This is a genomic window from Streptomyces sp. NPDC014006, from assembly GCF_043088925.1.
Classification (GTDB): Bacteria; Actinomycetota; Actinomycetes; order Streptomycetales; family Streptomycetaceae; genus Streptomyces.
The window spans coordinates 961116-984700 of record NZ_JBICAJ010000001.1; the positions used below are offsets into that span (position 1 = coordinate 961116).

General features: G+C 71.5%; 21 protein-coding genes and 1 pseudogene. 13 read left to right on the top strand and 9 right to left on the bottom strand.

Annotated elements, in window-relative coordinates; genetic code table 11:
- Positions 1-74: 74 nt before the first annotated feature.
- Positions 75-1187 carry a nicotinate-nucleotide--dimethylbenzimidazole phosphoribosyltransferase gene (gene cobT / locus ACF1GV_RS04410; protein ID WP_391677728.1) on the bottom strand — a complete coding sequence of 371 codons (1113 nt, stop codon included), beginning with the start codon at positions 1185-1187 and terminating at the stop codon, positions 75-77.
- A gap of 168 nt (positions 1188-1355) precedes the next feature.
- Between cobT and ACF1GV_RS04415 the strand changes: the two genes are divergently transcribed.
- On the top strand, positions 1356-1913 hold the full coding sequence (locus ACF1GV_RS04415) for a class I SAM-dependent methyltransferase (RefSeq protein WP_391677730.1): 558 nt from the start codon (positions 1356-1358) through the stop codon (positions 1911-1913).
- A 7-nt stretch (positions 1914-1920) separates the two neighbouring features.
- On the opposite strand, the gene ACF1GV_RS04420 is transcribed toward ACF1GV_RS04415, so the two are convergent.
- Positions 1921-3129, bottom strand: a complete 1209-nt coding sequence (locus tag ACF1GV_RS04420) for a bifunctional adenosylcobinamide kinase/adenosylcobinamide-phosphate guanylyltransferase (protein WP_391677733.1) — start codon at positions 3127-3129, stop codon at positions 1921-1923.
- A gap of 233 nt (positions 3130-3362) precedes the next feature.
- On the opposite strand from ACF1GV_RS04420, the gene ACF1GV_RS04425 reads away from it, so the two are divergent.
- Positions 3363-3575: a hypothetical protein gene (locus ACF1GV_RS04425; protein WP_363268318.1), complete on the top strand. Its 213-nt coding sequence runs from the start codon at positions 3363-3365 to the stop codon at positions 3573-3575.
- Between the two features lie 45 nt (positions 3576-3620).
- Here ACF1GV_RS04425 and ACF1GV_RS04430 read toward each other — a convergent pair whose 3' ends face one another.
- The 3 genes from ACF1GV_RS04430 to ACF1GV_RS04440 all read right to left on the bottom strand — a co-directional run bounded on the left by ACF1GV_RS04430 (position 3621) and on the right by ACF1GV_RS04440 (position 6200).
- Positions 3621-4700 (bottom strand): S1C family serine protease, encoded by a 1080-nt coding sequence (locus tag ACF1GV_RS04430; RefSeq protein WP_391677735.1) that lies wholly within the window; start codon positions 4698-4700, stop codon positions 3621-3623.
- 85 nt (positions 4701-4785) lie between these two features.
- Positions 4786-5487 carry a methyltransferase domain-containing protein gene (locus ACF1GV_RS04435; protein WP_363268316.1) on the bottom strand — a complete coding sequence of 234 codons (702 nt, stop codon included), beginning with the start codon at positions 5485-5487 and terminating at the stop codon, positions 4786-4788.
- Positions 5488-5570: 83 nt separating this feature from the next.
- Entirely contained in the window at positions 5571-6200 is a 630-nt protein-coding gene (locus ACF1GV_RS04440; RefSeq protein ID WP_391677737.1) for a DUF3043 domain-containing protein, read from the bottom strand.
- A gap of 257 nt (positions 6201-6457) precedes the next feature.
- Between ACF1GV_RS04440 and ACF1GV_RS04445 the strand changes: the two genes are divergently transcribed.
- The 6 genes and pseudogenes from ACF1GV_RS04445 to ACF1GV_RS04470 form a co-directional block, all read left to right on the top strand.
- On the top strand, positions 6458-7243 hold the full coding sequence (locus ACF1GV_RS04445; protein ID WP_391677739.1) for a PspA/IM30 family protein: 786 nt from the start codon (positions 6458-6460) through the stop codon (positions 7241-7243).
- Between the two features lie 36 nt (positions 7244-7279).
- A complete protein-coding gene (locus ACF1GV_RS04450; RefSeq protein ID WP_391678489.1) occupies positions 7280-7558 on the top strand; it encodes a hypothetical protein in 279 nt (92 codons plus the stop codon).
- Positions 7559-7619: 61 nt separating this feature from the next.
- Positions 7620-8846, top strand: a complete 1227-nt coding sequence (locus ACF1GV_RS04455; protein WP_391677742.1) for a sensor histidine kinase — start codon at positions 7620-7622, stop codon at positions 8844-8846.
- Between the two features lie 145 nt (positions 8847-8991).
- Entirely contained in the window at positions 8992-9681 is a 690-nt protein-coding gene (locus ACF1GV_RS04460; RefSeq protein ID WP_391677745.1) for a response regulator, read from the top strand.
- 139 nt (positions 9682-9820) lie between these two features.
- On the top strand, positions 9821-12922 hold the full coding sequence (locus ACF1GV_RS04465) for an efflux RND transporter permease subunit (protein WP_391677748.1): 3102 nt from the start codon (positions 9821-9823) through the stop codon (positions 12920-12922).
- Positions 12923-13000: 78 nt separating this feature from the next.
- A pseudogene (locus ACF1GV_RS04470) lies at positions 13001-13421 on the top strand (protein kinase); the annotation flags it as partial.
- A 189-nt stretch (positions 13422-13610) separates the two neighbouring features.
- Here ACF1GV_RS04470 and nadA read toward each other — a convergent pair.
- Complete coding sequence (nadA, locus tag ACF1GV_RS04475) at positions 13611-14795, bottom strand: quinolinate synthase NadA (RefSeq protein ID WP_391677750.1); 1185 nt, start codon at positions 14793-14795, stop codon at positions 13611-13613.
- 267 nt (positions 14796-15062) lie between these two features.
- Between nadA and erpA the strand changes: the two genes are divergently transcribed.
- Positions 15063-15419, top strand: coding sequence for an iron-sulfur cluster insertion protein ErpA (gene erpA, locus ACF1GV_RS04480; RefSeq protein ID WP_019756460.1), 357 nt, complete (start codon positions 15063-15065; stop codon positions 15417-15419).
- A 109-nt stretch (positions 15420-15528) separates the two neighbouring features.
- Here the strand turns inward: erpA and ACF1GV_RS04485 are convergent, their stop codons facing one another.
- Complete coding sequence (locus tag ACF1GV_RS04485; protein WP_391677752.1) at positions 15529-17091, bottom strand: hypothetical protein; 1563 nt, start codon at positions 17089-17091, stop codon at positions 15529-15531.
- A gap of 196 nt (positions 17092-17287) precedes the next feature.
- Positions 17288-17497, bottom strand: coding sequence for a hypothetical protein (locus tag ACF1GV_RS04490; RefSeq protein ID WP_391677755.1), 210 nt, complete (start codon positions 17495-17497; stop codon positions 17288-17290).
- 130 nt (positions 17498-17627) lie between these two features.
- Here ACF1GV_RS04490 and ACF1GV_RS04495 point away from each other — a divergent pair, with 130 nt between their 5' ends.
- Positions 17628-18602 carry a carbohydrate kinase family protein gene (locus tag ACF1GV_RS04495; protein ID WP_391677757.1) on the top strand — a complete coding sequence of 325 codons (975 nt, stop codon included), beginning with the start codon at positions 17628-17630 and terminating at the stop codon, positions 18600-18602.
- A gap of 138 nt (positions 18603-18740) precedes the next feature.
- Here the strand turns inward: ACF1GV_RS04495 and ACF1GV_RS04500 are convergent, their stop codons facing one another.
- Positions 18741-20120 (bottom strand): cysteine desulfurase/sulfurtransferase TusA family protein, encoded by a 1380-nt coding sequence (locus ACF1GV_RS04500; RefSeq protein ID WP_391677759.1) that lies wholly within the window; start codon positions 20118-20120, stop codon positions 18741-18743.
- A gap of 259 nt (positions 20121-20379) precedes the next feature.
- On the opposite strand from ACF1GV_RS04500, the gene coxB reads away from it, so the two are divergent.
- The 3 genes from coxB to ACF1GV_RS04515 are packed head-to-tail and all read left to right on the top strand — an operon-like array spanning position 20380 to position 23470.
- Complete coding sequence (coxB, locus tag ACF1GV_RS04505) at positions 20380-21339, top strand: cytochrome c oxidase subunit II (protein WP_363267106.1); 960 nt, start codon at positions 20380-20382, stop codon at positions 21337-21339.
- Positions 21336-23075: a cytochrome c oxidase subunit I gene (gene ctaD / locus ACF1GV_RS04510; protein WP_363267107.1), complete on the top strand. Its 1740-nt coding sequence runs from the start codon at positions 21336-21338 to the stop codon at positions 23073-23075. Before coxB ends, ctaD begins: the two co-directional genes overlap by 4 nt.
- Positions 23072-23470: a cytochrome c oxidase subunit 4 gene (locus tag ACF1GV_RS04515; protein WP_391677762.1), complete on the top strand. Its 399-nt coding sequence runs from the start codon at positions 23072-23074 to the stop codon at positions 23468-23470. The genes ctaD and ACF1GV_RS04515 overlap by 4 nt, the downstream gene beginning before the upstream one ends.
- Positions 23471-23585 lie beyond the last annotated feature (115 nt).

The window sequence follows — 23585 nt, forward strand, 5'->3', positions numbered from 1 at the left end:
CCCCATTTGCTCTGCCCGGGGTGGTCGCTACTCCGCGTCGCTTTCGTCCACCGAAGCGGACCTTTCGGCGTTGTCTAGATGTCTGCGTTGTTTGCGCCTGCGTTCTCTGCGTTGACGGTGTCGTCTTCGCCGTCTTCCTTGATGTCCTTCTCCGGCAGCTCCGCCGCGAGGGCCGCCGCGGCCTGCACCAGCGGCAGCGCGAGCAGGCCGCCGGCGCCCTCGCCGACCCGCACGCCCTGGTCCAGCAGTGGCTCCAGCGCCATCCGGTCCAGCGCCTTGGCCTGCCCCGGCTCCCCGCCGGTGTGCCCGGCCAGCCACCAGTCCGGCGCCCGGAACGCGATCCGCTGCCCGACCAGCGCGCACGCCGCGGTCACCACGCCGTCCAGGATCACCGGCACCTTGCGCACCGCGCACTGCAGCAGGAAGCCCGTCATCGCCGTCAGGTCGGCGCCGCCCACGGTCGCCAGCAACTGCAACTGGTCGCCCAGCACCGGCCGGGCCCGGCGCAGCGCGTCCCGGATCGCCGCGCACTTGCGCATCCACGCCAGATCGTCGATGGCCAGCCCGCCCCGCCCGGTCACCACCGACGCGTCGGTCCCGCACAGCGCCGCGATCAGCACCCCGGCCGCCGTGGTCCCGCCGACGCTGACGTCGCCGAGCACGATCAGATCCGTACCGGAGTCGGCCTCCTCGTCGGCCACCGCGACACCGGCCCGGAAAGCGGCCTCCGCCTCCTGGAGGGTGAGCGCGTCCTCGACGTCGATCCGGCCGCTGCCGCGCCGCACCCGGTGCCGTACGACGTCCGCGGGCAGCTCCTCCGGCGCGCAGTCCAGCGCCATGTCGACCACCCGCACGGGGACGCCGAGCTGCCGGGCCAGCACCGACACCGGCCGGGCGCCCTCCAGCACGTCCCGCACCAGCGCGGCCGCGGTACCGGCGGGGCGCGCCGAGACGTCCAGCCCGGCGATCCCGTGGTCGCCGGCGAACAGCACGACCCGGGGATGTGCGACGGGGCGCACCGGCACGACGCCCTGCGCCGCGGCCAGCCACTCGCCCAGTTCGTCCAGGCGTCCCAGCGCTCCGGCCGGCACGATCTGACGCTCGCGGCGGGCCTCCGCGTCGCGGCGCACCCCGCCGTCGGGGCGCTCGATGAGATCGGTGAAGTCGTCGAGATTAAGCGAGCTCATTCGCCGAACAGTACCGGCACCGGTCGAACACGACCGCGCCACGCCGTGACCCCGCGGGCATGGCGTCGTTGCACCCCGGAAGGCGGTCCCGTACGTTCCGTTTTGCCACGGATTGTCGTCTGGGAGGCGCCGATGTCGACCGTTCCGCCCCTGCCGGCCGTTCCACCCATGCCGAGCCTCCCGCCCACCCCGCTGCAGCCACCGGCACCGCGCGCGCAGTGCCCGTGGTGCGGCTCGGCGCTGCTGACCGGCCGGCACCGCCTGCGGGCTCTGGCCCGCCGCCTCGCCCGCCTCGTCGCGGAGCCCGAGAGCTGGCTCGACGTGGGCACCGGCGACGGCGCGTTCCCGGACGCGGCACGGGAGTTCTTCCCGTACACCTCCTTCGACGGCGTCGGCCCCGCCCCCCGCGTGCTGTGGGCGCGCGCCGCGGAACGCGTCGAGGAAGCCTACGTCGGCCGGCTCACCGACACCGGGCTGACCGGCCGCTACGACGTCGTCACCCTGCTCCACCACCTGGAACACAGCGCCGACCCGCGCCGGGAACTGACCGCCGCCCTCACCGCCCTGCGCCCCGGTGGCCACCTCGTCGTCGAACTCCACACCCGCAACAGCCCTTTCAGACCCGCCGACGTGCACACCGAACTGACGGACCGGGGCTGCACCCTGCTGACGAAGAGACCCCGCGCCTGGTCACCGACGTACCGCGTCATCGCCCGGAAGAACTGACCCGGGCTCAGCCGCGCAGCACCAGCGCCTGCCCGGCCACGACCAGCACCACCTGCTCGCACTCGCCGGCGACCGCCGCGTTCAGCCGGCCCAGTTCGTCCCGGTAGCGCCGCCCCGACGCCGTGGCCGGCACCACGCCGGAGCCGACCTCGTTGGACACCAGTACCACCGTCCGCCGCGCCGTGCGCACCGCCCGAGCCAGCGCCGCCACCCGCTCACGCAGGGCCCGCTCACCGCCACCGGCCCACGTCCCGTCCTCCCACGCCCCGACCGAGTCCATCGCGTGGGCCAGCCACAGCGACAGACAGTCGATCAGCACCGGCGGCCCCCCCTCCTGCAGCAGCGGCACCAGGTCGACCGTCTCCGCCGTGCGCCACGACCCCGGCCGCCGCTCCCGGTGCAGCGCCACCCGCGCCGCCCACTCCGCGTCCCCGTCCCGGGCGCCGCCCGTCGCCACGTACAGCACGTCCGGGAACGCCTCCAGACGCCGCTCCGCCTCCACCGACTTGCCCGACCGGGCCCCGCCCAGCACCAGCGTCCGCCGCGGTACGTCGGGTACGTCCTCGTACGCCCCGACCACCAGCGTCGTCCCGTCCGGCACCGCCCGCGCGCCCGCCGCCGCGAGCCGCCGCGACAGCTCGCGGCCCGGCGGCACATCGTGGTCGAGGTGGACCGCGACGACGTCCGTGGTCGGCCCCACCGCGCCCACCGCCCGCAGCCGCGCCAGCGCGTCCGGCCGCCCCACGACGTCCGCCAGCACCATGTCGTACGGCGCCGCCGGACCGGAAGCCGCCTCCAGCCCGGCCGGCGCGCAGCCCGGCGGCAGATACAGCAGCCGCTGCCCCTCGGGACCGGTCACCGCGTATCCCGTGCCCGGCGTGTCCATCGCCAGCGCCCGCACCCGATGCCCCGTCAGCAGCGCCAGCTCCCGCCCGTCCGGCACCCGCCCGGGCTGCGGCAGCCCGGCCGGCACCTCCACCGGCGGCCCGTCGTGCGGATGCGACAGCAGCACCTGCCGTACCCCGCCCAGCGAATGCCCGGCCCGGGCCGCCGCGAACGCCGCGCCCGGGGTGAGATCCAGCAGCAGGGTGCCGTTCACCAGGACAGCGGTCGCCGCCCGCGCGTCGCCGCCGAGCGAGGTCGCGCAGCCGGCGCAGGGACAGTCGGGGCGGGGCAGTCCCGCGGGGGCACCGGTACCGAGCAGAGTCACGTCCACGCCATGATTTTCTCCGGTCTTCGCCCGGCTCGCGTCACGGAGCCCCCCAGGGGGCTCGGGGCCCGCTCGATACGCGGCTCGGCCGCGTGGGCGAGACCAGCCCACCACCCGCATTTTGACCAATCACCTGCGGTCTCTTGGCGGCTCACCCGGCGGAGCGCATACGCTGCGGGCAGGAGCCGGACCAAGATCCGGCGTCCGCCGGAGCAGGTACTCACACCCGGGAGGCGTACATGGCGGCATGGACGTGGCGGTTCGAGAAGGCCGACGGGACGGAGGTCCAGCCCGCGGTGCAGCCGGAGGAGTTCACCACCCAGGGCGACGCGGAGTCCTGGATCGGGGAGAACTGGAAGGCCCTGGCGGAGGGCGGCGCGGACCAGGTTCGGCTGTTCGAGGACGCCACGGAGATCTACGGCCCGATGAGCCTGCACGCGGACGAGTCGTAGGAAAGCGGCGCCCGGGGGGCGGGCCGACCGCCCCCGGGCGCCGTGTCACTGCTCGCCGAGCGTCACGTCCACCGTCTTCTCACGGCCCTCCCGCTTGTACGTCACCGTCGTCTTCTGGCCCGGCTTGTCCGTGGCCAGCGCCTCGGCGAGCGAGGTGATGGTGGTGATGGTGGTGGTGCCCACCTTGGTGATGACGTCCCCGGCCTGCAGGCCCGCCGTGTCGGCGGCGCCGCCGCTGACGACGTCGACGACCACGACCCCGGCGGGCTGGAAGCTGTCGTCGACGAACGTGCGGGCCGTGATGCCCAGCGCCGCGCGGCCCGAGTCGGTCACCTTGCCGCTGCTGACGATCTGACCCGCGATCGTCTTCACCATCGACGCGGGGATCGCGAAGCCGATGCCGGGCGCCGAACTGCCGCCGAGCTGCGGGTCGACGGCGGCCAGCGTCGGGATGCCGACGACCTGACCCTCCAGATTGACCAGCGCGCCGCCGCTGTTGCCGGGGTTGATGGCCGCCGACGTCTGCACCATGTTGGCGATGGTGGCGCCCGTACCCCCGCCGCTGCTGTTCTCGGTGACGGTCCGTCCGGTCGCCGAGACGATGCCCTGCGTCACGCTGGACGACAGACCGAGCGGCGAGCCCATGGCGAGCACGATCTGCCCCACCTCCACCTTGGCCGAGTCGCCGAACGTCGCGGCCCGCAGCCCGGCCGGCACCTTGTCCAGCTTGACGACGGCGAGATCCTGCTGCGGGTAGGAGGAGACCAGGGTCGCGGTGAGCGGTTCGCCGCTGTTGGCCGTCGTCACCTTGAAGGTCTTCTCGTCGCCGACGACGTGCGCGTTGGTGACGATGTGCCCCTTGTCGTCGTACACCACGCCCGAGCCGAGGTCGTTGCTCGCCTGGATCTGCACGACGGAGGGCAGTACCTCCCGGATCACCTTCAGATAGGCGGACTGGAGGTCGGTCCCCGCCCGGCCGGCCGCGGCGGGCTGCGCCGCCTGTGCCGTCGCGTTCTCCTCGCGGGACGAGGTGACGCCGGAGCACCCGGACAACAGCAGGACGCCGCACACACAGACGGCGACTGCGAACCGGAGACGGGCGGCAGCGGCACGGGAAACGTCCATGGCCCGAGTCTCACGCCCGGGCGGCCCCCCGGCCCGCGCAGCTCACCCGAACGAGCGGCCCACCCGACGCAACGGACCGAAACCGTCAGCCGCGCACCCCGCACAGATGCAGCAGCGCCGCGACGCCCCGGTAGGGGTCCGTGCGGCCGGCCTTCTCCTCGACCGTGAGGAGGGTGTCGAGGTCGGCGGGCGCCTCGGCGCCGTCCGCCGCCGTGTCGGTGAAGACCCGCACCCCGTACCAGCTGTGCAGGGGCGCGCCGATCCCGGCGAGCGTGGCCGTCAGCGTCGCCAGCCGGTCGGCGCGTACGTCCATGCCGAGGCGGTTGCGATAGGCGGTCGTGTCGAACGCGGCCAGCGCCCCGGCCCAGTCGCCGGACAGCCCCGGCCGCATCGCCAGCGCGTCGCCGTTGCGCACCAGCAGCGACAGCAGCCCGCCCGGGGCGAGCATCCGGGCCAGCCCCGCCACCAGCGGGTCGGGCTCCTCGACGTACATCAGCACGCCATGGCACAGCACCACGTCGAAGCTGCCGGGCAGGAAGTGCACGCCGGTGTCCCGGCCGTCGCCCTCGATGATCCGCATCCGCTCCCGGATGCCCTCCGGCTCACCGGCGAGCATCTCCCGGGCCGCGGCGATCATCGTGCGGTCCTGCTCCAGACCGGTCACCTTGTGCCCGGCCCGGACCAGTCGCAGCGCCTGCGTGCCCTGCCCCATCCCCACGTCGAGCACCCGCAGCCGCTGCCCGATCGGGAACCGCCCGGCTATCTGCTCGTCCAGCTGCCGTGCCACCAGTTCCTGGCGGACGACGTCCCGCAGCCCGCCCAGCTTGCTCAGCCAGGCCTCGGCCGCGCCCCCGGTGAACGGTGTCGTGCTCAGGGCCGCTCTCCGCGCTTGACCTGCGGCTTGGGCAGCCGGAGCCGGCGCATCTGAAGCGAGCGCATCAGCCCGTAGGCCACCGCGCCGCGCTTGTTCTGGTCGGGGAAGCGCTCGGCCAGCCGCTTCTTCAGCCGGAAGCCCGTGACGATCGAGTCGAGCACGATCAGCACGATCACGATCAGCCAGAGCAGCAGCGCGATGCTCTGAAGGGCCCCCACGCGCACCATGCTCAGCACGAGGATGACCACGGCCATCGGGAGGAAGAACTCCGCGATGTTGAAGCGGGAGTCGATGAAGTCGCGCGCGAAACGACGCACCGGGCCCTTGTCCCGGGCCGGCAGATAGCGCTCGTCACCGCTGGCCAGCGCCTGGCGCTGGCGCTCCATCGTGACGCGGCGCTCCTCGCGCTGCCGCTTGGCGGCCTCCTTGCGATTCGTCGGCGTGGTGGCGACACTGCGGCGCTGGGAACGGGCCTCACTCCGCTTGGGAGTGGGCCTGCCCTTCGGGGCCTGCGGGTCGCGGGGCTGCTTGGAGAGGTCTACCGCCGCCTGATCGGCGCCGGGGGCCTTCTCTTCCTTGGCACGGCTACGGAACACAAAAACCAAGGGTAAGGGCATGACCCGCATGGACCCCAGCCCGGCGGGGAACGATCCCGCAACGCCAGACGTCTCTACAAGGACAGAAGGGGCGCCGTGGGGCGCCGCGGTCGGGGTCCGCTCTCCTCCCTCCGCCGGAGCGGAGTCGGCCGCAGTCGTCCTTGGGGATGAGCGCATCCGTCCCCGAACAGTGCGTCAATGGAGGCAGGGCCCGTACTGTGGGTCTTGTCGCAGAGCTGGAGCCGGAGTCCGTCAGAAGGGGGCGCGCGAAGCCCATGAGCGGTGTCATGAAGCGTATGGGGATGATCTTCCGCGCGAAGGCGAACAAGGCCCTTGACCGGGCCGAGGACCCGCGCGAGACCCTCGATTACTCGTACCAGAAGCAGCTGGAGCTGCTGCAGAAGGTCCGCCGCGGCGTCGCCGACGTGGCCACCTCCCGCAAGCGCCTGGAACTCCAGCTCAACCAGCTGCAGCAGCAGTCCACCAAGCTGGAGGACCAGGGCCGCAAGGCGCTCGCCCTGGGCCGCGAGGACCTCGCCCGTGAGGCGCTGTCCCGCAAGGCCGCCCTGCAGCAGCAGGTGACGGACCTCGAAACCCAGCACGCGACGCTCCAGGGCGAGGAGGAGAAGCTCACCCTGGCGGCCCAGCGCCTGCAGGCCAAGGTCGACGCCTTCCGCACCAAGAAGGAGACCATCAAGGCCACCTACACCGCCGCCCAGGCCCAGACCCGGATCGGCGAGGCGTTCTCCGGCATCTCCGAGGAGATGGGCGACGTCGGCCTGGCCATCCAGCGGGCCGAGGACAAGACCGCGCAGCTGCAGGCCCGCGCCGGCGCGCTCGACGAGCTGATGGCCTCCGGCGCGCTGGACGACCCCTCGGGCATGCACAAGGACGACCTCCAGGCCGAGCTGGACCGGCTCTCCGGTGGTACGGATGTAGAGCTGGAGCTGCAGCGCATGAAGGCCGAACTGGCCGGCGGCACGTCCGCCGACCGGCAGGCGCTCGAGGGCGGCAGCGGCCAGGCGCAGCCCCAGCAGCAGCCGCAGGACACCCCGCGCTTCGACAAGCAGTAGGTGAGCGCCGAGAGCCCGGAGGGCGACATGGCCGACATGATCGTACGGATCATGGGGGAGGGGCAGGTGAGGCTGGCGGACAGCCACCTCGCCGAACTCAACAAGCTGGACGACGAGCTCCTGGCCGAGATGGAGAACGGCGACGGGCCCGGCTTCCGCCGCACCCTGACGGCCCTGCTGACCAAGGTGCGCGAGCTGGGCACACCGCTGCCCGACGAGTCCCTGGAGCCGTCGGACCTGATCCTGCCCGCGGCCGAGGCGACGCTGGAGGAGGTTCGCGAGCTGCTCAGCGACGACGGCCTGATCCCCGGCTGACGACGACCGGCCACGGCGTCCCGCTGCCGCCCGGCACCGGGACGCCGTACCGTACTCAGGCGTGAGCACCCCGCGTACCCTCGACCGCGCCCGATGCCGGCTCAAGGCGCACCCCGCGGCGTTCGACGCGGCGCTGGCCGCCGGGGTGCTGATCTGCATGGTCGCCGGATCCTTCGTGGACCCGCACGGCGAGAACGGCGTGACCTGGGGCGTGCGAAGCCCCGGCCCGCTCAGCCTGCTGCTCATGACCGTCGGTGCGGCGGCGCTGGTTGCCCGCCGCCGGGCCCCGATGAGAGTCCTGCTCGTCACGGGCACGGTCGCGGTCGTCGAATGCGTCACCGGCGACCCGCGCGCCCCCGTCGCGATGTCCGCGGTAGTGGCCCTCTACACGGTCGCCTCCACCACGGACCGCCCCACGACCTGGCGGGTCGGCCTGCTGACGATGACCGTCCTCACCGGCGCGGCGATGCTCGCCGGCCCGCTGCCCTGGTACGCCCAGGAGAACCTCGGCATCTTCGCCTGGACCGGCATGGCCGCGGCCGCAGGCGACGCGGTGCGCAGCCGGCGCGCCTTCGTCCACGCGATCCGGGAGCGGGCCGAACGGGCGGAACGCACCCGCGAGGAGGAAGCCCGCCGCCGCGTCGCCGAGGAACGCCTGCGCATCGCCCGCGACCTGCACGACGTGGTCGCCCACCACATCGCCCTGGTCAACGTCCAGGCCGGAGTCGCCGCCCACGTCATGGACAAGCGCCCCGACCAGGCCAAGGAAGCCCTGTCCCACGTCCGCGAGGCCAGCCGCAGCGCGCTGAACGAACTCCGCGCCACGGTCGGGCTGCTGCGGCAGTCCGGCGACCCCGAGGCCCCGACCGAGCCGGCGCCCGGCCTGGACCGCCTCGACGAACTCGCCGGCACGTTCCGCAGCGCGGGCCTGCGCGTGGAGGTGGTCCGCGCGGACCAGGACACCACCCTGCCCGCCGCCGTCGGCCTGGCCGCCTACCGGGTCATCCAGGAAGCCCTCACCAACGTCCACAAACACGCGGGTTCCGGGGCGAAGGCCGAGGTCAGCGTGGTCCGGGTCGGCCCCCGCATCGAAATCACGGTCCTCGACGACGGCGCGGGCAAGGACACCACGGCCCCCGCCTCCGAAGGCGGCCACGGCCTCCTGGGCATGCGCGAACGCACAACGGCCCTGGGCGGCACCCTGACCACGGCCCCCCGCTACGGAGGAGGCTTCCGAGTGCACGCCACGCTGCCGCTGGAGCCGCCAGGGACCTCTGACCCCGGGTGACGTGTCCCCCTGCGCCGCCGCGCCCTCCCGTGCCGCCCTGGGGGTCCCCCCTGCTCGAAGAGCTTGGACGCGACCAGCCACAACGCAACCCGGACAGGCCGCCGCAGGCACCCCCACCCCCCGGCCCCCATGCGATCCTTCCCCCATGACGACCCCCATCCGCGTCCTCCTCGCCGACGACCAGGCCCTGCTCCGCAGCGCCTTCCGCGTGCTCGTCGACTCCGAGCCCGACATGGAGGTCGTCGGCGAGGCATCCGACGGCGCCGAAGCCGTGACCCTCGCCAAGCAGCACCGCGCCGACGTCGTCCTCATGGACATCCGCATGCCCGGCACCGACGGCCTCGCCGCCACCCGCCTGATCAGCGCCGACCCCGACCTGGCCGGCGTCCGCGTCGTGATCCTCACGACCTTCGAGGTCGACGACTACGTCGTGCAGTCCCTGCGCGCCGGAGCCTCCGGCTTCCTCGGCAAGGGCTCCGAACCCGACGAACTGCTCAACGCCATCCGCGTCGCCGCCGCCGGCGAGGCCCTGCTCTCCCCGGCCGCTACCCGCGGCCTCATCGCCCGTTTCCTCGCCCAGGGCGACCCTGACGACGGCGACCGCGACCCCGTCCGCGCCGACCGCCTCGCCGCCCTCACGGTCCGCGAGCGCGAGGTGCTGGTGCAGGTCGCAGGAGGCCACTCCAACGACGAGATCGCCGAGCGCCTCGAGGTCAGCCCGCTCACCGTGAAGACGCACGTCAACCGTGCCATGGCCAAGCTCGGCGCCCGCGACCGCGCCCAGCTCGTGGTGATCGCCTACGAATCCGGCCTGGTCCGTCCGAGGGTGGAGTGAGCTCAACCCGCTCGTACTGCACCCGGAGTATGTGCCGGGCAAGGAAACGGGACCTGGGGCCTACGGAACGGCACCCGGCATGGCACAGGGTGAAAGGGCCACGCTTCTGCCGGCTCACAGAAGGAAGACCCTGACGCCCATGTCCTGGCTGTCCCGATTCAGCCTGGCACAACGTGCCCTGATAGGCCTGATATCCCTCATCGCGCTCGTGTTCGGCGCGATCGCCGTCCCGCAGCTGAAACAGCAGCTGCTGCCCACCATCGAACTGCCGATGGTCTCCATCATCGCTCCCTACCAGGGCGCCTCCCCGGACGTCGTCGAGAAGCAGGTCGTCGAGCCGATCGAGGACCGCCTGAACGGCGTCGACGGCATCACCGGCGTCACCTCCAAGGCCGGCGAGGGCAACGCCGTGATCATGGCGTCCTTCGACTACGGCAACGACACCAAGCGGATCGTCGCCGACGTCCAGCAGGCCGTGAACCGCGCCCGCGTCCAGCTCCCGGACGCCGTCGACCCGCAGGTCGTCGCCGGTTCCACCGACGACATGCCGACCGTCGTCCTCGCCGTCACCTCCGGCAAGGACCAGCAGGCCCTCGCCGACCAGCTCGACAAGACGGTGGTACCGGCGCTGAAGGACATCGACGGCGTCGGCCAGGTCACCGTCAGCGGCGTGCGCGACCTCCGGGTCGCCGTCACCCCGGACGACGCCAAGCTGGCCGCGGCGGGCCTGACCGTGCAGTCCCTCGCGCAGGCGCTCCAGGCGGGCGGCGCCACCATGCCGGCCGGTGCCTTCGACGAGGGCGGCCGCAACCGCACCGTCCAGGTCGGCGGCGGCTTCACGTCCGTCGAGCAGATCCAGAACCTGACGATCCCCGCCCGGGACGGCCACCGGCCGGCCCGGCTCGGCGACGTGGCGACGGTGCAGCAGCAGGAGGCCCCCGCGGACTCCATCACCCGCACCGACGGCAAGCCCAGCCTCGCCGTGATGGCCACCATGGACCACGACGGCAGCGCGGTGGCGATCTCCGACGCCGTGGCCGACAAGCTCCCGCAACTCCGCGAGGACCTCGGCAAGGACGCGAAGATCACCGTCGTCAGCGACCAGGGCCCGGCGGTGTCCAAGTCCATCTCCGGCCTGACCACCGAAGGCGTGCTCGGCCTGCTCTTCGCGGTCCTCGTGATCCTGGTCTTCCTGGCGTCGATCCGCTCCACCCTGGTCACGGCGGTCAGCATCCCGCTCTCCGTCGTCCTGGCCCTGATCGTGCTGTGGACGCGCGACCTGTCCCTGAACATGCTCACCCTGGGTGCGCTGACCATCGCCATCGGCCGGGTCGTCGACGACTCGATCGTGGTCCTGGAGAACATCAAGCGCCACCTCGGCTACGGCGAGGAGCGCCAGGACGCGATCCTGAACGCGGTGCGCGAGGTCGCCGGCGCGGTCACCTCCTCGACGCTCACCACGGTCGCGGTGTTCCTGCCGATCGGCCTGGTCGGCGGCATGGTGGGCGCGCTGTTCGGCTCGTTCAGCATCACGGTGACGGCGGCCCTGCTGGCCTCGCTCGTGGTCTCGCTGACGGTCGTACCGGTGCTGTCGTACTGGTTCCTGCGCCCCCCGAAGGGCACGCCGGAGGACGCCGAGGAGGCCCGCCGCAAGGCCGAGGAGAAGGAGGCGAACAGCCGCCTCCAGCGCTTCTACGTCCCCGTCCTGCGCTTCGCCACCCGCCGCCGCCTCACCAGCGTGGCCATCGCCGTCGTCGTCCTCGTCGCCACCTTCGGCATGGCGCCGCTGCTGAAGACGAACTTCTTCGACTCCGGCGACCAGAAGGTCCTCACCCTCAAGCAGAAGCTGCAGCCGGGCACCAGCCTGGCCGCCACCGACGCGCAGGCGAAGAAGGTCGAGCGATTGCTCGGCTCCACCGAGGGCGTCAAGGACTACCAGGTCACCGTCGGCTCCTCCGGCTTCATGGCGGCCTTCGGCGGCAGCACCGACAGCAATCAGGCCTCGTACCAGGTCATGCTGGAGGACTCCGCGACGTACGACGACGTACAGGACCGCATCGAGGCCGGCCTGAAGAAGCTCCACGGCATCGGCACGACCACCGTTTCCGCCGGCGACGGCTTCGGCAGCCAGGACCTCAGCGTGGTCGTGAAGGCGGCCGACGCCGGTGCGCTGCGCACCGCGGCGGAGCAGGTCCGCAAGACCGTCGCCGCCCTGGACGACGTCACCGACGTCACCAGCGACCTCTCGCAGAGCGTGCCGCGCATCTCGGTGAAGGCGAACGCCAAGGCGGCCGCGGCCGGCTTCGACGACCAGACGCTCGGCGCGGCGGTCGGGCAGGCCGTACGCGGCACCCCGGCGGCCAAGGCGGTCCTGGGCGACACCGAGCGGGACGTCGTCATCACATCCGCCAAGCCGGCGCGGACCCTCGACGAACTGCGCAACCTGCGCCTCGGCCCGGTGAAGCTCGGTGACATCGCCGAGGTGAAGCTGGTGGACGGACCGGTCTCCATGACCCGGATCGACGGGCAGCGCGCGGCGACCGTCACCGCCAAGCCGACCGCCGACAACACCGGCGCGGTCAGCGCGGACCTGCAGTCGAAGATCAGGGCGCTGAGGCTCCCGGCGGGGGCGACGGCCGAGATCGGCGGCGTGACGCAGGACCAGGACGACGCGTTCAAGAACCTCGGCCTGGCCATGCTCGCCGCGATCGCGATCGTGTTCATGCTGCTGGTCGCGACGTTCCGTTCGCTGGCCCAGCCGCTGATCCTGCTGGTGTCCATCCCGTTCGCGGCCACGGGCGCGCTCGGCCTGCTGATCGTCACCGGCACCCCGATGGGCGTCCCCGCGATGATCGGCATGCTGATGCTGATCGGCATCGTGGTGACGAACGCGATCGTCCTGATCGACCTGATCAACCAGTACCGCGGTCAGGGATACGGCGTCGTCGAGGCCGTGATCGAGGGTGGCCGGCACCGCCTGCGCCCCATCCTGATGACGGCACTGGCGACGATCTTCGCCCTGCTCCCGATGGCCCTCGGCGTCACCGGCGAGGGCGGTTTCATCGCCCAGCCGCTCGCCGTGGTCGTCATCGGCGGCCTGATCACCTCCACCCTGCTGACCCTTCTCCTCGTCCCGACGCTCTACGCGATGCTGGAACTGCGCAAGGAGCGCCGCGCGAAGAAGCGCGCGGCCAGGCGGGAGGCGAAGGCGCAGGAGACGCTGGAGCCGGCCGGGGTCTGATCCGCGGCCGTCGCCGCGGCACCGCTGCCTGTCCTGTGACCCTGAACTGCTCTACGGGGAAGGGGAGTCGGGGGAGCGGTGCCACTGCGCAAGGACGAACCCCAGGTCGGTCGGCGGGTACCGGATCGTCGACCGGCTCGGGGCGGGGGCATGGGTGCCGTCTACCGCGGCCGGTCGCGTTCGGGCCGTGAGGTCGCCGTCAAGGTGGCGCACGCCCAGTACGCCGCGGACGGCGTGTTCCGGGCCCGTTTCCGGCAGGAGATCGCGGCCGTCCGCAGGGTGAGCGGCGCGTTCACCGCGCCCGTGGTGGACGCCGACCCGGAGGCCGCGCGGCCGTGGATGGCCACGCAGTATGTGCCGGGGCCCTCGCTGGCCCGGCTGATCCGCAGTCAGGGCACGGTGCCGGGGCCGGCGTTGCGGAGCCTGGCGCTGGGTCTGGTGGAGGCGCTGCGGGACATCCACCGCGCCGGGGTGGTGCACCGCGACCTCAAGCCCCGCAGCGGCGCCTTGCTGGGGGAGTCCGAGGCGCAGGCGGACCGTGTCGTCGGTGAGGGCTGGAGCGAGCCCGAGGTGGTGGTGAACGACGGTGCCCAGGTCGTCGACACCCCGGACGGCACCGTTTTCTCCCTCGAACCGGGCCACCCCGACCGCACCGGTGCGGCGAAGTGACCCGGTCCGGCGGCAGCCGCTACGGCAGCGCCAGCATCCGCTCCAGCGCCAGCTTCGCGAACGTCTCGGTCTCCTTGTCGACCTCGATGCGGTTGACGAGATTGCCGTCGGCGAGGGACTCCAGCGCCCACACGAGGTGGGGCAGGTCGATGCGGTTCATCGTGGAGCAGAAGCAGACCGTGCGGTCGAGGAAGACGATCTCCTTGCCCTCGGAGGCGAAACGGTTCGCCAGGCGGCGGACCAGGTTCAGCTCCGTGCCGATGGCCCACTTGGAGCCGGCCGGGGCCGCCTCCAGCGTCTTGATGATGTACTCGGTCGAGCCGACGTAGTCGGCGGCGGCGACGACCTCGTGCCGGCACTCGGGGTGGACGAGCACGTTCACGCCGGGGACGCGCTCGCGCACGTCGTTGACCGAGTCCAGGCTGAAGCGGCCGTGCACCGAGCAGTGGCCGCGCCACAGGATCATCTTCGCCGCGCGCAGCTCCTCGGCGGTCAGCCCGCCGTTCGGCTTGTGCGGGTTGTAGACCACGCAGTCGTCCAGCGACATGCCCATGTCCCGCACCGCGGTGTTGCGGCCCAGGTGCTGGTCCGGCAGGAAGAGGACCTTCTCCCCCTGCTCGAAGGCCCACTCCAGGGCCCGCTGCGCGTTCGACGAAGTGCAGATGGTGCCGCCGTGCTTGCCGGTGAAGGCCTTGATGTCGGCGGAGGAGTTCATGTACGAGACGGGCACCACCTGCTCGGCGATCCCGGCCTCGGTCAGTACGTCCCAGCACTCGGCCACCTGCTCGGCCGTAGCCATGTCGGCCATCGAGCAGCCGGCGGCGAGGTCGGGCAGGACCACCTTCTGGTCGTCGGAGGTGAGGATGTCCGCGGACTCCGCCATGAAGTGCACACCGCAGAAGACGATGTACTCGGCCTCCGGCCGGGCGGCGGCGTCGCGGGCCAGCTTGAAGGAGTCGCCCGTGACGTCCGCGAACTGGATCACCTCGTCACGCTGGTAGTGGTGACCGAGCACGAAGACCTTGTCACCGAGCCGGGCCTTGGCGGCACGGGCCCGTTCGACCAGGTCGGGGTCGGAGGGAGACGGCAGGTCGCCGGGGCACTCGACGCCCCGCTCGCTCTTCGGGTCGGCCTCGCGGCCGAGCAGCAGCAGGGCGAGGGGAGTCGGCTGCACGTCGAGCTCCGGGGTCTGGGCGGTGGTCACGACACGCACCCTTTCTACTTTTCGTCGAACTGACGCTATATATCATAACGGCTTCACGTCACTTTGACGACGGCCATCGTGTCGATGTGACATGAATCCCGGTGCCCGGCTGTCTCTCGCGTCCCGGGCCGCTGTGCGCTCACCGGCGCGTGTGCGAGCATGAAAAGAGCCGAGGACGAAAGCACCGGGGGCACCCGGAATGAATCCGCGGCCCTGCCGGTTGCACACGTCGGCAAGCAGTCTCCGTACAACCCGGGAGAGATGTAGATGTCCGTATCGGACGAGACCAGCACCGTGACCGACGGCATCGTCCTGACCGACGCCGCCGCGTCCAAGGTCAAGGCCCTGCTCGACCAGGAAGGCCGCGACGACCTCGCGCTGCGCGTCGCCGTCCAGCCCGGCGGCTGCTCCGGCCTGCGCTACCAGCTCTTCTTCGACGAGCGGTCCCTCGACGGCGACGTGGAGAAGGACTTCGACGGGGTCAAGGTCGTCACCGACCGGATGAGCGCTCCGTACCTCGGCGGCGCCACCATCGACTTCGTGGACACCATCGAGAAGCAGGGCTTCACGATCGACAACCCGAACGCCACCGGCTCCTGTGCCTGCGGTGACTCCTTCAGCTGAGCCGCACCCGCACAGCTGACACAGTGGAAGGCGGCGACCCCCGGACAGGGGGTCGCCGCCTTCCTTTGTACCGGTAACGCACCTGTGCCGGTAATGCACCGGCAACCGGCTACCGCGGGTCGGCCGGCAGCCGCGCCCCGGGCTTGACCAGCGCAATGCCCCGGCCGTCCGGCCCGACCACCCTGCGATCGCCCAGCGGCTCCTTCAGCTGCACCGTGCGGTGGTAGAACTTCGCGATCATCGGGCAGATCTTGTCCTTCCCCGGATGCGCGGTCACCGTCACCGTGACCCGGTCGGCGCTCTCCTGCGCCTTCACCTCGTACGACGCGCACACCCCGCCCGTGAACGTCACGGTCAGCTCCCTGCCCTCGGCCGTGTAGCCGTCGGCCCGCACGCCGTACGGCGCCGGAGCCGAGCCGCTCGCGGGACCCGTCGGCCGGGGGCTCGGCCGCCCGGTCGGCTCACCGGGCGGTGCCGACGGCGGCGTCGACGGCCGGGCCGAGGTCAGGTACTTCGGGTCGAGCGCCGGATACGTCACCGTGAAGTCCGCCTTGGCGCCCGGCGGCCGCACCTCGAACAGCCAGGACGGCACCAGCACCTGCCGTCCGGCGGAGTAGTGCGTGGCCAGCCCGAACACCGCCTTGCGCACGGTGACCACCTCCCGCTGCCCCGCGCCGGAGGACCGCCCGCAAGGCGTCTCCAGCCGGTCCTTCAGCGGCATGGGACTGGCGCAGCCGCCGATGCCCATCCGGTGCTCGGTGCTCGTGCCCGGCGCCGCGTTCATCAGCGCCAGCGTCCGCTCCGCGCTCAGCACGGGATACGTGTCGGCCTTGACCGGCGTGCGCAGCATCCCGCTGCCGCCGACCACCTGCCCCTGCGCGTCGACGATCACCCCTGTCGTCCAGCCGTAGGTGGGCAGCCCGCCGATCTCCGGATCGGCGTTCACCACCCGGCGGACGCCCATCACCTGGCTCGCGTCCAGCTTCGCGTCGTCCTGGCCGACCGCCTTCAGCACGGGCGCGGCCGCCTTCTCGGCCACCGCCACGCTCACCGGGTCCCCGGAGGTATCGGCCGGACCCGGGGCGCACACCGTGCCCTTGCAGTTGTCGGTGCCCGGCGCGAACCGGGTGAACGTCCATGTCCCCGGCGCCTGCCGGTTCACCTGGAGCATCGGTCCGGCGCCGTCCTTGCCGGTGCCGACCCGCCAGGTCTGCCCCTCGGCCACCGGCGCCCCGTCCACGCCGAGCGCCTTCGCCAGCCGGGCCACGTCCTGGCGGGACACCTCGCCCGTCGCCCGGTACGCCGGGGCCGAACCGGGCCCGGCCGGCAGCTTGCCGCCGGCCCGATAGGTCACGCCGTACGGATTGGGCTCCCCGGGCGCGATCCCGTTCGTCCCGCCGGGTCCCGTGGACCCCGGACCCGTACCGGCCGCGTAGTCGTCGAGCGCCAGGGGCGTCGGCGAGCCGTTCTTGCCGGACGCGCCGGCCCCGTGCGAGCCACCGGCGGCGTTCGCCGCCATGTACGCCCCGCCGCCCCCGACCAGCAGCACGGCGGCCGCCACGGAGGCGACGGCCAGCGGAGACCGCCGTCGCGCGGCACCCCGCTCCCCGGCAGCCCCGTGCTCCTCGGGCCCGGCCGGCGCGTCGTCGTTGTCGGGTCGCTCGGTGTTCACCGCATCGCTCCTTCGGCTGCAAGCTGTCCCTCAACCCGTGACCAGGCCCTGTCAAAGCCGCCTGCTCCAGAGTCGTACCGCTCGTCCCCTTCCTGGGGGACAGCGATGGGACGCAGCGGGGGAGCGTACGGTTCCCTTCCGTACGCCGTACGGGTCGCGGCCGTACGCCGCACCGGTCGCGCAGGGCCCCGCGCGTTCAGTCGCCGTAGTCCGGCATCGCCTCCAGCAGCCTGGCGGAGGTGTCCGGAACCCGCACGCCGTGGATGTGCGACGGCGGTACCGGACGGGACGCGGCCCGCTCGGGGGCCGTCCAGTGCGGAGCCATCCGGGCGCTGTCAGCGATCAGCGAGGCCAGGCCGCCCTCCGGGTCGGCCGGCGCGGTCCGCGAGAGCTCGAGGTTCGTCATAGCGGAACCGTAGGCACCGGCCGCGCGGCCGGGAAAGATCTACTATCGGGTAGTTTCGTCCGCTGCGCAGGCGGTCCTCCAGCGGGTAGCGTGAACTGTCAATCCCCCTCCACACAGGAGCGTCCACGCCGTGCGCATCGCAGTCACCGGCTCCATCGCCACCGACCACCTCATGACCTTCCCCGGCCGCTTCGCCGACCAGTTGGTCGCGGACCAGCTGCACACGGTCTCCCTCTCCTTCCTGGTCGACCAGCTGGACGTACGGCGCGGAGGGGTCGGCGCGAACATCGCCTTCGGCATGGGCCAGCTCGGCACCCGGCCCGTCCTCGTCGGTGCGGCCGGCGCCGACTTCGACGAGTACCGCGCCTGGCTGGACCGGCACGGCGTCGACACCGGCTCCGTCCGCATCTCCGAGACCCTGCACACCGCCCGCTTCGTGTGCACCACCGACGCCGACCACAACCAGATCGGCTCCTTCTACACCGGCGCCATGAGCGAGGCCCGCCTCATCGAGCTCAAGACCGTCGCCGACCGCGTCGGCGGCCTCGACCTCGTCCTCATCGGCGCCGACGACCCCGAGGCGATGCTGCGCCACACGGAGGAGTGCCGCTCCCGCGCGATCCCCTTCGCGGCCGACTTCTCGCAGCAGATCGCCCGGATGAGCGGCGACGAGATCCGGATACTGCTGGACGGCGCGACGTACCTGTTCTCCAACGAGTACGAGAAGGGCCTCATCGAGAGCAAGACCGGCTGGAGCGACGAGGAGATCCTCTCCCGCGTCGGCCATCGCGTCACCACGCTCGGCGCGCGCGGCGTGCGCATCGAGAAGGCCGGCGAGGACGCGATCGAGGTCGGCTGCCCGGAGGAGGACCGCAAGGCCGACCCGACCGGTGTCGGCGACGCGTTCCGGGCGGGCTTCCTGTCGGGACTGGTGTGGGGCGTGTCCCTGGAGCGGGCCGCGCAGGTGGGCTGCATGCTGGCGACTCTCGTCATCGAGACGGTGGGTACGCAGGAGTACCAGCTGCGGCGCGGGCACTTCATGGAGCGGTTCACCAAGGCGTACGGCGACGAGGCGGCCTCGGAGGTCCAGAAGCACCTGGGGTGACCTGGGTGGGCGGCTCCTCGTCCGCCCAGGTTCCGTCGTCGCCGGGTGCGGGTTTGCGGGGGCCGGCCGCGCCCGCGCGGCGGAGCCGCAGACCGACACGGCCCGCGCCCCTTCGGGGGCCGCGCCCCCGGACCGCCTTCAGGTCACCCGGCGCACCAGGTATGCCGTCCCCTTCTCCGCCGGCTCCTCGCCCGCGTACTCCTGACCCCGCATCTCGCACCAGGCCGGGATGTCCAGGCGGGCCGCCTCGTCGTCGGACAGGACGCGGACCGTGCCGCCCACCGGCACGGTGCCGATGACCTTGGCCAGCTCGATCACCGGGATGGGGCAGCGCTTGCCGAGGGCGTCGACGACCAGTTCGTCCCCGGCCACCGCCGCCGCGGCCGGCGTCGGCGCCCCGAGCCGTTCCCGTACCCCCGCCACCGCCTCCGGCAGCACCTGCAGGAACCGTTCGACGTCCTCCTCCCGCGTCCCCGGCGGCAGCGACACCCGGACGTTGCCCTCGCTGAGTACGCCCATCGCCTTCAGGACATGGCTCGGCGTCAGCGTGCTCGACGTGCAGGACGAACCGGACGAGACGGAGAAGCCGGCCCGGTCCAATGCGTGCAGCAGCGCCTCTCCGTCCACATAGAGACAGGAGAAGGTGACGATGTGCGGCAGCCGCCGCTCCCCGTCGCCGACCACCTCGGCGTCCGGCACCAGCCGCGGCACCGCCGCCCGGATCCGCTCCGTCAGCTCCCGCAGTCGTACCGCCTCCTGGGCCGCCTCGGCGCGCACGGCCCGCAGGGAGGCCGCCGCCGCCACGATCGCCGGAATGTTCTCGAAGCCGGCCGCCCGCCCCGACTCCCGCTCGTCCACCGGCCCTTGCGCCGCGAACCGCACCCCCTTGCGCACCGCGAGCAGCCCCACCCCGGACGGCCCGCCCCACTTGTGCGCGCTCGCCGCCAGCAGCGACCAGTCGCCCTCGACGGGCCCCCACGCCAGTGACTGGGCCGCGTCCACCAGCAACGGCACCCCGGCCGCCCGGCACGCCCCGGCCACCTCGGCGACCGGCTGCGCGGTCCCCACCTCGTGGTTCGCCGTCTGCAGACAGGCCAGGGCAGTGTCCTCCCGCAGGGCCGCGGCGTACGCAGAAGCGTCCACCCGCCCGCCCCGGTTCACGGGCACCTCGGTCACCGTGCCCCCGTCCGCCTGGTGCGCCTCGGCCGAATGGAGGACGGAGGAGTGTTCGACGGCGGACACGATCAGGTGACGTCCGACCCGCCGCCGCCCGGCCAGGGCCCCCGCGACACCCGCATGGACGGCCCGGGTTCCCGACGAGGTGAACACCAGCTCGTCGGCCCGGCACCCCACGACCTCGGCAGCCGCCTCCCGTGAGGCGTCCAACAGCATCCGCGCCCTGCGCCCTTCCCGGTACAGCCGCGCAGGATCCGCCCACCCCTCATCCAGAGAGGCCAACAGCGCCTGACGGGCGACAGGGTGGAGGGGGACGGCGGACGCAGCGTCGAAGTAGGGCACAGTGCAACGGTAGAACCCCGGGTGGGTCGACCGACATAAGGGGCGCGGGGAACTGCGCGACAAGCCACGACGATGCCGCAGCCGCCAATCCAGCGAACCACCCGAGTCAGTAGGCACCCCTCCTCGCGCAGCCGCAAAACGCGTCGGCTAGGGTTTGGTCCGCATAAACATCCAAACCCCTGCCCGACGCAGGGCGGCGACCGACCAGCGAGAAGGCCGCAGCCGAACAGCGCGGGCGAGACTCTCGGGAAGGCGCTACGTGAGTCCCAACGGCTCCGACCGCTCGCCGCGGCGCCCGATGCGGCGGAAGCTGCTGCAGGCACTGACCGCGGGCCTGGTCCTGGCGACCGCAACCGGTTGCACATACAAGGACTTCCCCCGCCTTGGTATGCCCACCCCGACCACGGAAGAGGCTCCGCGGATCCTCTCCCTGTGGCAGGGCTCCTGGGCTGCCGCGCTCGCCGTTGGCGTGCTGGTGTGGGGTCTGATTCTGTGGAGTGCTTTCTTCCACCGGCGCAGCCGGACCAAGATCGAGGTTCCTCCGCAGACCCGGTACAACCTCCCCATCGAGGCCCTTTACACGGTCGTTCCGATCCTCATCGTCTCGGTGCTGTTCTACTTCACGGCCCGCGACGAGTCGAAGCTGCTCAGCCTCGACAAGAAGCCCGACGTCACGGTCAACGTGGTCGGCTTCCAGTGGAGCTGGTGCTTCAACTACATCGAGAGCGTCAACGGTTCCTCCGGTGACGCCAAGACCGCCCCGGAACTGAACGCGATCCCGGAGCGGTTCACCAAGGCGTTCCCGGCCAACGCCGGAGGCGTCTACGACTGCGGCACGCCGGGCACCCGGAACCCGCAGAACAACAACCCCGGCCCGACCCTGTGGCTGCCCAAGGGCAAGACGGTCCGGTTCGTCCTCACCTCGCGGGACGTCATCCACTCGTTCTGGGTGCTGCCGTTCCTGATGAAGCAGGACGTCATCCCGGGCCACACCAACGCGTTCCAGGTGACCCCCAACGCGGAGGGCACCTTCCGGGGCAAGTGCGCCGAGCTCTGCGGCGTCGACCACTCCCGGATGCTGTTCAACGTGAAGGTCGTCTCGCCCGAGCGCTACGAGCAGCACCTGAAGGACCTCGTCAAGAAGGGGCAGACCGGTTACGTTCCCGCCGGCATCGCGCAGACGGGGCACGAGAAGAACCGGGAGTCGAACGTCCTGTGAGCATCGTCAACGAACCCCAGGGTTCCTCGGCGGCCGACAAGCCGTACTACGAGGACGAGCTGCCGGTGCGGCGCAAGCAGCCCGGCAACGTCGTGGTCAAGTGGCTCACCACCACCGACCACAAGACCATCGGAACGCTGTACCTGGTCACGTCGTTCGTGTTCTTCTGCATCGGTGGCGTCATGGCGCTGCTCATGCGCGCCGAGCTGGCCCGTCCAGGTCTGCAGATCATGTCGAACGAGCAGTTCAACCAGGCGTTCACGATGCACGGCACGATCATGCTGCTGATGTTCGCGACGCCGCTGTTCGCGGGCTTCGCCAACTGGATCATGCCGCTCCAGATCGGTGCGCCCGACGTCGCCTTCCCGCGGCTGAACATGTTCGCCTACTGGCTGTACCTGTTCGGCTCGACGATCGCCGTGGGTGGCTTCCTCACCCCGCAGGGTGCGGCCGACTTCGGCTGGTTCGCCTACTCCCCGCTGTCGGACGCGGTCCGCTCGCCGGGCATCGGCGCCGACATGTGGATCATGGGTCTGGCCTTCTCGGGCTTCGGCACCATCCTCGGCTCGGTCAACTTCATCACCACGATCATCTGCATGCGCGCTCCGGGCATGACCATGTTCCGCATGCCGATCTTCGTGTGGAACGTGCTGCTGACCGGTGTCCTGGTCCTGCTGGCCTTCCCGGTCCTGGCGGCCGCGCTGTTCGCCCTGGAGGCGGACCGCAAGTTCGGCGCCCATGTCTTCGACGCCACCAACGGCGGCGCACTGCTGTGGCAACACCTCTTCTGGTTCTTCGGACACCCAGAGGTGTACATCATCGCCTTGCCGTTCTTCGGCATCATCTCCGAGGTCATCCCGGTCTTCTCGCGTAAGCCGATGTTCGGCTACATGGGTCTGATCGCGGCCACCATCGCGATCGCCGGTCTGTCCGTGACGGTGTGGGCGCACCACATGTACGTCACCGGCGGTGTGCTGCTGCCGTTCTTCTCCTTCATGACCTTCCTGATCGCCGTCCCGACCGGTGTGAAGTTCTTCAACTGGATCGGCACGATGTGGAAGGGCAGCCTGTCCTTCGAGACGCCGATGCTGTGGGCGACCGGCTTCCTGATCACCTTCACCTTCGGTGGTCTGACCGGTGTCATCCTGGCCTCGCCGCCGATGGACTTCCACATCTCGGACTCGTACTTCGTGGTGGCGCACTTCCACTACGTCGTGTTCGGCACCGTCGTCTTCGCGATGTTCTCCGGCTTCCACTTCTGGTGGCCGAAGATGACCGGCAAGATGCTCGACGAGCGCCTCGGCAAGATCACGTTCTGGCTGCTGTTCGTCGGCTTCCACGGCACCTTCCTGATCCAGCACTGGCTGGGCGCCGAGGGCATGCCGCGCCGTTACGCCGACTACCTGGCCGCGGACGGCTTCACGGCCCTGAACACGATCTCGACGATCGCCTCCTTCGTGCTCGGCCTGTCGATCCTGCCGTTCCTCTACAACGTGTGGAAGACGGCCAAGTACGGCAAGCCGGTCGGCGTCGACGACCCGTGGGGCTACGGCCGCTCCCTGGAGTGGGCCACCTCCTGCCCGCCGCCGCGCCACAACTTCCTCACCCTGCCGCGGATCCGCAGCGAATCCCCGGCGTTCGACCTGCACCACCCGGAGATCGCCGAGCTCGACCAGCTGGCGCACGCCGGCCACGGTGAGAAGGCCATCGCGGGCGGCAAGGAGGCCGGCAAGTGAAGATCCAGGGCAAGATGTTCATCTGGCTGGCCGTCTTCATCCTCGTCATGGCGTGTGTCTATGGCGTGTGGTCGAAGGAGCCGGCCGGTACCACGGCGCTCTTCCTGGCCTTCGGCCTGTCCATCATGATCGGCTTCTACCTCGGCTTCACGGCCAAGCGGGTCGACACCGGTGCGCAGGACAACAAGGAGGCCGACGTCGCGGACGACGCCGGCGAGCTGGGCTTCTTCAGCCCGCACAGCTGGCAGCCGCTCGCCCTCGGCATCGGCGGTGCGATCGCCTTCCTCGGTGTCGCGGTCGGCTGGTGGCTGCTCTACTTCTCCGCCCCGATCATCCTGATCGGCATCTGGGGCTGGGTCTTCGAGTACTACCGCGGTGAGAACCGCACCCAGTAACACGCGCCGGACGCCGCTGAGCCCGGACACTCCTCACGGAGCGTCCGGGCTCACGCGTTCGGAGCGGTTCCAGTGTCCGTTCGCCGTAATCCTTTTCACTCGGGGGAGTGACCCC